The following is a 10,660-nucleotide window of genomic DNA, read 5'->3' as shown; positions in this document are numbered from 1 at the left end:
CCCCGCCCGCTCCCGTTGCCGCGCCGGCGCCACCGCCGCCGCAACAGAAGCAGGCCGCGGCCCCCGCAGCTTCGGCGGCGCCGGCTGCAGACTCACCGCTGGGCGTGTGGCTGACGGAGGAGAAGGAAGGCAAGGTCAGAATCGAACAATGCGGCCAGAATCTCTGCGGCTATTCCGTCGACAAGAAGTCGAACCAGAACGGCGAGCAGGTCCTGATCAACATGAAGCCGGGCAAGGACAAGTGGAGCGGCAGGATCTTCGATCCGAACACCGGCAGCACGTATGACTCTACGATCGCGCTGAGAGGCACCGACAGCCTGCGCGTCCAGGGCTGCGCCTTCGGCGGCATGTTCTGCGGCGGACAGACCTGGACTCGCGTCAACTGATCGCAAGCTGCAGCCTCCCATACGACCAAAAGCCCCGCCGCAGCGCGGGGCTTTTCCATTTCGGCACAGCGCGTGATGGCAATCACAGTCGCGATGGAACCGTTATGAGACCGTGACCGCTTCCAAACCAAAGGGGCACGTCATGGTCAGATCCCGGAAATCCCTCGTCGCCGTTTCGCTGCTTGCTGCATTGGGCTTTGTGACGCCATCCATTGCCGCAACATTCGACGGCGACTGGAATGTGCAGATCACCTCGTCGAACGCCGCCTGCAGCAGCGGCGCCTCGGTCTCGATCGGAATCAGCAACGGCCAGGTCGCATCGAACAGCACGGCTGTAACGGCGTCCGGCCGCGTGGCGGAAGCCGGCGCCATTCGCGTGACGCTCGCGAGCGGCATGAAGCGCGCGGTCGGCTCCGGCGTGCTCACGGGCACGTCGGGATCGGGCACGTGGCGCGCAGCCTTGTGCTCCGGCACCTGGACCGCGCAGCGGATGTGAGGCGACAGGGGCGCTCAGCCGACCTTCTCGGCATACTCCGCGTCGGTGACGTGCTCCATCCAGTTGACGTAGCTGCCGTCGAGCGCTTCCTGCATGGCGATGTGAGTCATGGCATTGGTCGGCGAAGCGCCGTGCCAGTGCTTCTCGCCCGGCGGAATCCAGACGACATCGCCGGGCCGGATTTCCCTGACGGGCCCGCCCTTGGCCTGCACCCGGCCGACACCTGAGATCACATACAGCGTTTGCCCCAGCGGATGCGTGTGCCAGGCCGTGCGCGCGCCCGGCTCGAATGAAACGCGTGTCGACGCCAGCCGTGCCGGCGCCTCGGTCTGGATGATCGGGTCCTGCAGCACCGTGCCGGTGAAATAGTCAGACGGCGCCCGGCGCGTCGGCCGGGAGCCAGCGAGATGGATGTCCATGACGTTACCTCTGCTCTTTGATGTTATTTCTTGGTAGCCGCGTAACGCGCCTTGGTCTCGGCGTTCATCGGATAGAGGCCGGGCAAAGCTGCGCCGTTGTTCACTTCGTTGACGATCCAGGCTTCCATCCGCTCCTGCTCCGGCCCTTCGGCCAGCACATGGTCGAGCAGCGCCTGCGGGATCAGCACCGCGCCGTCCTGGTCGGCAACGACGATGTCGTTCGGAAATACCGCAACTCCGCCGCAGCCAATCGGCTCGCCCCAGCCGACGAAGGTCAGTCCGGCGACGGAAGGCGGCGCCGCAAAACCGTCGCACCAGACCGGAAGGTCGGTCCCGAGCACGCCTTCGACGTCACGGACCACGCCGTCGGTGATCAGTGCCGCAACGCCGCGCTTGACCATGCGCGCGCAGAGAATGTCGCCGAAGATGCCGGCATCGGAGACGCCCATGGCGTCGACCACGGCGATGCAACCCTTCGGCATGGCTTCGATCGCGGTGCGGGTCGAAATCGGCGACGACCAGGATTCCGGCGTGGCGAGATCCTCGCGTGCGGGCACGAAGCGCAGCGTAAAGGCCGGCCCGACCAGCCGCGGCTGTCCCGGCCGCAGCGGCTTGGTGCCGCGCATCCAGACGTTTCGCAGGCCCTTCTTGAGCAGCACGGTGGTGATGGTGGCGGTGGATACGCCGGACAGGGTTGCGATGGCTTCGGGGGACAGGGACATCTGGAAAGCGGGCTCCGCAAGTGGTGGGTGAAAACCAGCGCATCTTGCGAAGCGCGGACATCGCGTCAAGGGCTGTCGTAAGTCCGCGCGATCACAACATCTTATCGTCGGGGTGCAGATTAATTTATTGAACTTACTGGCGGATTTCGCGCGAAGCGAATTCCACTCGCGCCCAAAACACGCTACAGGTTGAGGTCAGCACCAGAGCTGCGAAACAGTTTAGAGGCCATGGCCGCGACGCTCCCCCCGCCCCGTCTTTTGCCGAGTGGCGACAGCGCCATCACGGTGGAATTCAGCCGCAACATCGACGATGCCGCCAACCGGCGGGTGCTGGCGCTCGACCGCGAGCTCGCCGCGGAACCGATCGCGGGCATCACCGAGACGGTGCCGACCTATCGCTCGCTGCTGGTCCATTACGATCCCGTGCAAATCGATTTCGACAAGCTTGGCGAAAGGCTTCTCACGCTCGCGCAGCGGCCGGTGCCGGCGTCGACAAAGACCCGGCGCTGGCGCATTCCGGTCGTCTATGGCGGCGAGCACGGCATCGACCTCGAGGACGTCGCCAAAACCCTCAACACCACGCCGGACGAGATCGTGGCGCGGCATGTCGCCGGCGACTACCGGGTCGCCATGATCGGCTTTACGCCCGGCTGGTCCTATCTCAGCGGGCTCGCCGATAGCCTGCACATGCCGCGGCGGCAGAACCCGCGTCTGCTGACGCCGGCCGGCACCATCTCGATCGGCGGGGTGCAGACCGGCGTGCAGTGCCTCGCCGGCCCGAGCGGCTGGCACCTGCTGGGGCAGACGGCTGTGCGCACCTATCAGCTTCACCGCGATCCAACCTTCCTGCTTGAGCCGGGCGACAACGTCACCTTTGCTCCGGTCGATGCCAAGACGTTCGCGGAACAGGACCGCGCCGCCGAGGCCGGCGAATTCATTGCCGAGCAGATCGCCTCATGAGCAAGCTCGTCATTGCCTCGATCGGCCCGGCAAGTTCGGTACAGGACGGCGGACGCCCCGGCGCCCAGCGCTATGGCCTGGTGCCGAGCGGTGCGATGGATCGGCTCTCGCTGGCGGCCGCGAATACCCTGGTCGGCAACGAGCCGTTCACGGCGGTGGTCGAAGTCGGTCCGTTCGGCGCCAAATTTACTGCGCGCAGCGGCGCCGTGCGCATCGCCTTGGCGGGAGCCCCGCGCAATGCCGACATCGCTGGCCGCGCCGTGGCGCCGGATAGTTCCGCAACGCTTGCCGACGGCGAGACACTGACCCTCGGCTTTGCCCGCGGCGGCTCGTTCAGCTATCTCGCGATCGAAGGCGGCATTGCCGGCGAGCCGATGTTCGGCAGCCTCGCCGTCAACGCGCGCGCAGGTCTCGGCAGCCCCTATCCGCGCCCGCTGCAGGCCGGCGACGAACTGCAGACAAAGGCCGCAAGCGGCGCGCCGGAACGGCGGATCGAACTACCGGCGGCAACCGACGCGCCGATCCGCGTCGTCTTTGGACCGCAGGACGACGAATTCGCCGACGAGACCAAAAAGCTGTTCCTCGATAGCGAATGGAAGATATCGGCAACCAGCGACCGCATGGGCTACCGCCTCGAAGGTCCTGTCCTCAAGCACCTGCACGGCCACAACATCGTCTCCGACGGCACCGTCAACGGCAGCCTGCAGGTGCCTGGTAACGGCCAGCCGATCGTGCTGATGCGCGACCGCGGCACCAGCGGCGGCTATCCGAAGATCGCAACCGTGATTTCGGCCGACTTCGGACGGCTGGCGCAGATCCCCGCCGGGCGCGCCTTTCGCTTTCGCGCCGTCACCATGGCGGAGGCGCAGACCGAGGCGCGCAAATTTGCGGAGCTGTTACGCACCCTGCCCGAGCGGCTGCGGGCAGTCGAAAGCGTTGATCTCAACATCGACGCGCTGCACGATGCCAATGTCGCGGGCCACGCCGTCAACGCGGTCGATGCCGGAACCTGGCACGCGGTATCGATGGCCGAAATAACGGGACCGGACTGACCACCAATCCATTCATGAGAAGCGGACGGACACCATGACAACCATCGACCTCAATTGCGATCTCGGCGAAGGTTTTGGCGCGTGGGAAATGGGCAATGACGCCGCGATGATCGAACTGGCGACGTCGGTGAATGTCGCCTGCGGCTTTCATGCCGGCGATGCCGACATCATGCGGCACACGGTCGAGCTGGCGAAAGTGCGCGGCGTCAGCGTCGGTGCGCATCCTGGCTATCGTGACCTGCACGGTTTTGGCCGGCGGCCGATCCCCGGCTTGAAGTCGTCGGAGATCGAGAACCTGATCGCCTACCAGATCGGCGCGTTGCAGGCGATTGCGACCGCGGCCGGTTACAAGGTCACGCACGTCAAGGCGCATGGCGCGCTCTCCAACGTCGCCTGCGAGGACGACATGACCGCAAAAGCCATCGCCAACGGCATCAAGGCCGTCGATCCGAATTTGATCTTTGTCGTGCTCGCCAATTCCAAGCTGGTGCAGGCCGGCGAAGCCGCCAACCTGCCGATGGTGCACGAGGTGTTCGCCGATCGCGCCTATGAGGACAATGGCTCGCTGGTGTCACGCAAGAAGCCGGGCGCGGTGCTGCATGACGCCAAGGCGATCGCCGACCGCGTGGTGCGGATGGTGCAGGACGGCGCGGTGGTGTCGGTCACCGGCAAGGTGATCAAGATGCGCACCGATACCGTGTGCATTCACGGCGACACGCCCGGCGCGGTCGATATCGCGCGCGGCGTGCGGCAGGCATTGAAGGATGCGGGGATCACGGTCGCGCCGTTCAAGACGGCAGGTTAGGCCGTGTATCTATAAACCCGGCGGCGTCATGTGACTGGTGACTACGTCCGCTTTGCTCCTATAGCGACCAAGTTCGTGGGGCAGCGCAATATGTCGCGATGGGCCACGTGCAGACATCACATTAGACCAGCACGTGCGTTAGGCCATCGCCTGGAGCGCCACCTTCCAGCGTCGTTCGCCCGAGGTCAGTATCGTCCCGTCAGCGATTGAAGCTGCCCTTTGAGTTCGAATGGTGAATACGGTTTGGAAATGAACCGGGCTCCTGTCGGCATATCGGTTGACGCAGGACGCATTTTCCCGGAAGTGACCAGGAGGGCAATCGGCGGCCAGCGGTCCCTTATGACGGCGGCAAGCAACAGGCCATCCATTGATCCGGGCATCTGAATGTCCGTGAACACGACCGTTACACCCGGAACAGATTCCAGAAGAGAGATCGCGTGATCGGCGTCTACCGCCTCTATAACCTCAAAGCCCAAATCGCGAATTACGTCGGCCGAACTCATGCGGACCAGGGCTTCATCCTCGACCACTAGGACCAGATCTTTGGCTTTGACGGGTGCCGCCACTTTTCCTCCGGCATAACCATGGGTAACCTGACAGCAGCTCATTCGTTCCCCTGAACACTCATTGCCATCGCGCGTTTATTCAAAGGCCGAGGAGTCGGATTTGTTAGGACGAGTTGCTGTGACAATCGACATTAAAGCTGAAGTAAGCGCCGTCCAGCAGATTGGGGCGGTCCCGAAAATCTTGGATGTGGTCAGCCGGATGACCGGCATGGGCTTTGTCGCTATCGCCCGCGTGACGTCCAAGCATTGGGTGTGCTGTGCGGTTCGCGACAACATAGACTTCGGTTTGGCAGAAGGCGGCGAGTTGCAGGTCGAAACCACCATCTGCAACGAGATACGGCAGCACGGAAAGACCGTCGTTATAAACGACGTCGAGACGGACGGCGCCTTTTGCAATCACCCGACTCCGGTCATGTATGGCTTCAGAAGCTACATTTCCGCTCCGATCGTCCTTAGCGACGGAACGATCTGGGGCACTCTTTGCGCCATCGACCCGAAGCCGCGCGATCTGGGTAAGCCCGAGATCCTCGGTTCGTTTCAGTTACTGAGCGAGCTTATTGCGGCGCAGTTGGAACTCAACCAGCGCCTTGAGCAAAGTCAAACAGACCTACGGATCAGTCAGGCTGATCTCCTGGACGAAAGAAGGACATCCGAGCTTCGCGAACAGTTCATTGGCGTTCTTGGACACGATCTTCGCAACCCGCTTGCGTCCGTCGACGCCGGCATGCGTGTCCTGCTCAGGAATCCCGGCAATAAAAAAGCAGCGGAGATTATTTTGTCGATTCAGAAGTCCGTGCTCCGCATGGCAGGGCTTGTCGATAACATCATGGATTTCGCCAGGGGACGTCTCGGTGGCGCCTTGACCATCAAGCGGGACGCAACGCAGCCCCTGACACCAGTTCTCGAGCACGTGATCGCCGAACTCAAATCGGCATGGCCCGATGTCGAAATCGAAGCTGCGATCGACGTCGAAGAACCCGTCAACTGTGATCGAAGCAAGATGGGGCAGCTCTTTTCCAACCTCCTGGGCAATGCCATTACCTATGGTGATCATGGAAGGCCCGTTCGCGTCTCGGCGAGAACAATTGATGGAGCGTTCGAATTGGCAGTTGCGAATTATGGCGCGCCGATATCCGACAAGGCAATGGAGAATCTATTCAAGCCATACACGCGCGGCGATCGCCCCAGCCAGCAAGGTCTGGGGCTTGGCCTTTACATCGCATCGCAGATTGCAAAAGCGCATGGTGGCGTGCTGAAGGTCTCTTCGGGTCCGGAAGAGACCCGGTTCGTTTTCGAGATGCCGCAGCGAGCTGAGGGGAAATAACAACGGCGGCAGGCTGTTCGTTACTTCAAAGCAGAGGCTTCCTTGGTGATGGCCGAGATCGAACTGCCAGACTTACGAACGACGCTGGTAAACTGCTCGTCCGATAGCTTGAGCCGCTTGCGCAGGACTTTGACCTGCACTTTGTCTCTCAAATCCAACGAATTTCGGAAATAGGTCGGCTTGGGCCTGTTCATGTGATTCTCTCGCGATGAAGGGATGGACTAGATCGCGACCAGCCGGGCGTTACGCCGCTCCGGCCGCGGTGGTGACTGTCCCGCTCCTCGCGAAGATTCTGTCGCCGTGAAGCCAACATTCCGAAGGGATCGGCGTTCCGCCGTTTTTTAAAAATATCTCGGCGCCAGTGGCAAAGGTGGGTCGGCTCCAGGTCCGCTTAGGGGTCACAAGCGGCGGTCGAGCCCGAGAACTACCTGCGTCCGGTCCATCCCTAACAGCCGACGTGACTACGGCTTAACAGTTGTTCGGCTTTGGGCCGAGGTAGTTGTTGGCGTAGGCAAAGAAGGCATGTCCCTTGTGAGCGCCAGTCCATTGCGCGGCCGGATCCGACTTCGAGATGAACTTCGGCACGGTTTCGCTCGCCGCGCCCCATGCTGCCTCATCCAGGGTGTCGAGATACTCCCGGACGGATCGTCGCGTCCTGGCAATGGCTTGCCACTCAACCTCGTCAGACCCAGCAGCAGAACGCTGCTTGTTGGCGTCGGCGGCAATCAGGCTGGCATCGACCGCAAAAGCGGTCCCCTCTATCAACCCTTCTGCCATGCAGCGCCGAACCACGGTCTCGAACAGCTCGCGAAGCAGATCGCAATCACGGGGAGCGGCCATGTCTGTTTTTGGAGAATGTCGAGTGGTCTGGCACCTCGCCGCCAAGCCCAAGCCGACAGAACCAGCGGTAGGCAAGGTTCAGGTGCACCTCCTCGCACAACCGCCGTTCGGAACGAATGCCGTGGCAGTAGCCAACCAGCAGCATCCGCACGAGCAGTTCGGGATCAATCGAAGGCCGGCCAGTTGAGCCGTAAAATGGAGCCAAGTGGCCCCGAACGTCTGACAAATCGACAAACCGGTCGATCGCCCTCAGCAAGTGAGCGGCCGGAACATGTCGTTCAAGTGAGAATTCGTAGAACAGCGCCGCCTGATCGACTTGCCGCGGACCCATCATCGATTCAAGCCTCCCGCCCACACGACAGAATGAATCAGTGATCTCCTTCGGCTTCAACCGTCGAGTTTTTCAACACAATCGGCCAGAAGCAGACACGCGTGGGATGGAAGGGCGCGACATTGTCGTGGATCGCCGTACAGCGTCCATCGTTGAGAAACTGGAGATTGCAGCGTAAGGTAGCTATGCGCTGTCTGAATTTGCATAGTCGTCTGGACGAGGAGAGTTTACCTACGTGGTCGCCGTTTACATTACCGCGACCTTCCATCTCGAAACGCGAACAAGCATTGGAGATGAAACCATGAAGCTATTCCGCAGTCCCCTCGCAGTCATCGTGGCCTGCTCTATGTTGGCACTGCCTTGCTTGGCAACCGCCCAGACCGCCCCCGCAATTTCTCCGGCGATCAGCACGCCCGACAAAGTCGAGACTCGCATTGGCACGCTCGACTTCAAGGATGGCATGCCGAGCAAGGACACCGTCGCGAAGATCTATGACAACCTGGACTTCACGCACGCCTTTGAGGCGTTCGTGAACACTCTGCAAGGGGTCAGCATACGCGCCCTCCACAAGGGCTTTCTGAGCATCGGGGTCAAGGATAACGAAGTCCTGATCTTCTCTGAGTTGATGGATGCCAAGTCGCTATACCTGACGGCCAATGCGGACACCGTTTATTACATGGGCATGCTCGACCTGACCAAGGGTCCCATGGTGCTCGAGGTGCCACCCAAGGCGCTTGGCGCCATCGATGACTACTGGTTCCGCTGGGTCATCGACATCGGGCTGCCGGGACCCGATCGCGGCGAGGGCGGGAAGTATCTCGTCCTGCCGCCCGGCTACGATGGTCCGGTGCCTAGTGGATTCAATATCGCCCGCGCCCGGACCAACTTCGTCATATGGTTCGCTCGCTCGTTCCTGGAGAACAACGATCCGAAGCCCGTGGCCGAGTCGATCAAGAAGTTCACCAAGGTTTATCCCTATGAAGCCGGTGGCGTCGGCACCCCCATCGCCGAGTTCCTGAGCGGCAACGCTAAGCTTGGGAAAGTCATGCCACCGCCGCCGACCGTGTTCCACGAGGGTACAGGCAAGGCGTTCAGCACGATCCCGCCCAACGACTTCAGCTTCTACGAAATGCTCAACGAGGTCGTGCAGCAGGAGCCTGCAGGGGCGCTCGACCCCGAGTTGATGGGCCCGATCGCCGCCATCGGCATCATCAAGGGCAAACCGTTCGCGCCAGATGCGAGGATGAAGAAGATACTCACCGAAGCGCTCACGCTCGCCAATGCCACCTCGCGCACCCTGTTTATGGCTCCTCGCGATCCGACTTTGTACTACTACCCCGGCTCGGGTTGGCAGAATATGCTGTTCGAAGTCGGCTATGAGTTCGAGACGCCGATTCCGCTGGTTACCCCCGAAGGCGTCAAACCCTTCCCGCCCACCGGCTATCGCACGCTCGACGCGCGGACGGACTTCTTCTACGGCGTCACCGGCATCACGCCGGCGATGGCCATGCGTCTGCCCGGCATCGGCTCGACCTACCTTTGGACGATGGTCGATGCAAAGAAGGAACCCTTCGATGGAGCCAAGACCTACAAGGTGACTTTGCCGAAGGACATCCCCCAGGCGAACTTCTGGTCGTTCACGCTTTACGACAATATGACGCGCTCGATGCTCGACACACCGCAGCGCTACCCGCGCGCGGGCAGCCAGAGCTTCCCATCGCCCGCCGCTGAAGCGAACGCCGATGGCGCGACGACGGTCTACTTCGGCCCGACGCAGCCAGCGAACGTCAAACGGGGCAACTGGATTCAGACCATGCCCGGTAAAGGCTTTATCCCGTGTCTACGGCTCTACAGCCCGCTTGAACCGTTCTTCGCTAAGACGTGGCGGCCGAGCGAGGTCGAGCCCGTGACTTAGTCGGTCGACGAGCGACTGCCCATGCCAAGAACCGGCCGCCCTTCGGCCGGTTCTTTTGCTCTCTGTGTCAGTCTGTCCGTTCAGGGTCAATCGCGTCGTTCTGGCTGCGCGCCGATGACTACCGGTCTAAACCGATGAACGGAATTTCTCAGAGTCCGCCGGCATGTCTCAAAGGTGCCAACAGGCGACATTGCAGGCTTGGCTTGAAATGAAAGAGACCGCCAACAGAGGGGCTTCCACGTTAACGTCGCGCGGTCGTGATCCTCGCGTGGTCCAGCTCCACCTCTGTTTACCGGACCCGACTCATTACTCGTTCACGCACAACTCACCGCGAGCGTGCGAATCAAATCCTCCACCTTGCCGACCGACGCCGGTGAGAAAAATGAGGCGGCCGGTAGAGTTGCTGAATCGATCGGTTCCCTTGACGATCCTATCCAGTTGGCTGAAGGCCGGCGACTCGGCGTCGTACATGCCAGCAGTGGTGGTCGTGAATGTTCCCCCTTTTGCCGTGACTAGCACCGTTCCCGCGTAAGATTGCAGTTTTTTGGGCAACGAAGGCAGTCCTGCCGTTTCGGCCATTCCGTGCGCCGTGAAAAGCCACGTTGCGCCGCTTAAAGCGGGCTCATTGCTCATGACTGTTCCGACAGTGCAAAGGTCGATCTGGCTTAAGCAACCGTCTTTGGTCATCTGAAGCGCAATTGTCGCCTCAAAGTTTCGGCACTGCGCGGGCTGTTGGGCGAAGCCGGCGCTCGTCGAAAGTGCAACGATCAGCGTTGAAAGAAAGACGGTTTTCATCATGCCCTCCTTCCCTGCTGGATGTGCACCCTACACCCGACTGGAGGGG

The 10,660-nt window shown here is 61.6% G+C and carries 12 protein-coding genes and 1 pseudogene; 7 read left to right on the top strand and 6 right to left on the bottom strand.

Features of this window, described 5'->3' with window-relative positions; all coding sequences use genetic code 11:
• Positions 1-386, top strand: a 386-nt coding sequence (locus CQ14_RS00440; protein ID WP_156434585.1) for a DUF2147 domain-containing protein, incomplete at its 5' end; no start/stop codon positions are given.
• 142 nt (positions 387-528) lie between these two features.
• Complete coding sequence (locus CQ14_RS41700) at positions 529-882, top strand: hypothetical protein (protein ID WP_082649628.1); 354 nt, start codon at positions 529-531, stop codon at positions 880-882.
• Between the two features lie 14 nt (positions 883-896).
• Here the strand turns inward: CQ14_RS41700 and CQ14_RS00430 are convergent, their stop codons facing one another.
• Positions 897-1,301 (bottom strand): (R)-mandelonitrile lyase, encoded by a 405-nt coding sequence (locus tag CQ14_RS00430; RefSeq protein ID WP_057855989.1) that lies wholly within the window; start codon positions 1,299-1,301, stop codon positions 897-899.
• A gap of 23 nt (positions 1,302-1,324) precedes the next feature.
• A complete protein-coding gene (locus tag CQ14_RS00425; RefSeq protein WP_057855988.1) occupies positions 1,325-2,023 on the bottom strand; it encodes a ribonuclease activity regulator RraA in 699 nt (232 codons plus the stop codon).
• A gap of 228 nt (positions 2,024-2,251) precedes the next feature.
• Here CQ14_RS00425 and pxpB point away from each other — a divergent pair, with 228 nt between their 5' ends.
• Genes pxpB through CQ14_RS00410 form a run of 3 tightly spaced genes read left to right on the top strand, consistent with a single transcriptional unit; the run spans position 2,252 to position 4,840 of the window.
• Positions 2,252-2,983 carry a 5-oxoprolinase subunit PxpB gene (gene pxpB / locus CQ14_RS00420; RefSeq protein WP_057855987.1) on the top strand — a complete coding sequence of 244 codons (732 nt, stop codon included), beginning with the start codon at positions 2,252-2,254 and terminating at the stop codon, positions 2,981-2,983.
• Positions 2,980-4,035 carry a 5-oxoprolinase subunit C family protein gene (locus CQ14_RS00415; protein WP_057855986.1) on the top strand — a complete coding sequence of 352 codons (1,056 nt, stop codon included), beginning with the start codon at positions 2,980-2,982 and terminating at the stop codon, positions 4,033-4,035. Before pxpB ends, CQ14_RS00415 begins: the two co-directional genes overlap by 4 nt.
• 34 nt (positions 4,036-4,069) lie before the next feature.
• Positions 4,070-4,840, top strand: coding sequence for a LamB/YcsF family protein (locus tag CQ14_RS00410; RefSeq protein WP_057855985.1), 771 nt, complete (start codon positions 4,070-4,072; stop codon positions 4,838-4,840).
• A 185-nt stretch (positions 4,841-5,025) separates the two neighbouring features.
• Here CQ14_RS00410 and CQ14_RS00405 read toward each other — a convergent pair whose 3' ends face one another.
• Positions 5,026-5,406, bottom strand: a complete 381-nt coding sequence (locus CQ14_RS00405; protein ID WP_245320075.1) for a response regulator — start codon at positions 5,404-5,406, stop codon at positions 5,026-5,028.
• A 118-nt stretch (positions 5,407-5,524) separates the two neighbouring features.
• Here CQ14_RS00405 and CQ14_RS00400 point away from each other — a divergent pair, with 118 nt between their 5' ends.
• Positions 5,525-6,730, top strand: a complete 1,206-nt coding sequence (locus CQ14_RS00400) for a GAF domain-containing sensor histidine kinase (RefSeq protein WP_082649626.1) — start codon at positions 5,525-5,527, stop codon at positions 6,728-6,730.
• A 20-nt stretch (positions 6,731-6,750) separates the two neighbouring features.
• Here CQ14_RS00400 and CQ14_RS00395 read toward each other — a convergent pair whose 3' ends face one another.
• Both CQ14_RS00395 and CQ14_RS00390 read right to left on the bottom strand, forming a co-directional pair.
• The gene (locus CQ14_RS00395; protein WP_082649625.1) at positions 6,751-6,924 is read right to left on the bottom strand and encodes a DUF3606 domain-containing protein; all 174 of its coding nucleotides are present in this window, start codon (positions 6,922-6,924) and stop codon (positions 6,751-6,753) included.
• A gap of 298 nt (positions 6,925-7,222) precedes the next feature.
• Positions 7,223-7,904: pseudogene (locus tag CQ14_RS00390) on the bottom strand (transposase); the annotation flags it as partial.
• A gap of 343 nt (positions 7,905-8,247) precedes the next feature.
• Between CQ14_RS00390 and CQ14_RS00385 the strand changes: the two are divergent.
• Positions 8,248-9,816 carry a DUF1254 domain-containing protein gene (locus tag CQ14_RS00385; protein ID WP_245320077.1) on the top strand — a complete coding sequence of 523 codons (1,569 nt, stop codon included), beginning with the start codon at positions 8,248-8,250 and terminating at the stop codon, positions 9,814-9,816.
• Positions 9,817-10,122: 306 nt separating this feature from the next.
• Here CQ14_RS00385 and CQ14_RS00380 read toward each other — a convergent pair whose 3' ends face one another.
• The gene (locus CQ14_RS00380; protein ID WP_057855982.1) at positions 10,123-10,614 is read right to left on the bottom strand and encodes a hypothetical protein; all 492 of its coding nucleotides are present in this window, start codon (positions 10,612-10,614) and stop codon (positions 10,123-10,125) included.
• Positions 10,615-10,660 lie beyond the last annotated feature (46 nt).

This window comes from Bradyrhizobium lablabi, from assembly GCF_001440475.1.
Taxonomy (GTDB): Bacteria; Pseudomonadota; Alphaproteobacteria; order Rhizobiales; family Xanthobacteraceae; genus Bradyrhizobium; species Bradyrhizobium lablabi.
This window is presented reverse-complemented; position numbering and strand designations above follow the sequence as displayed.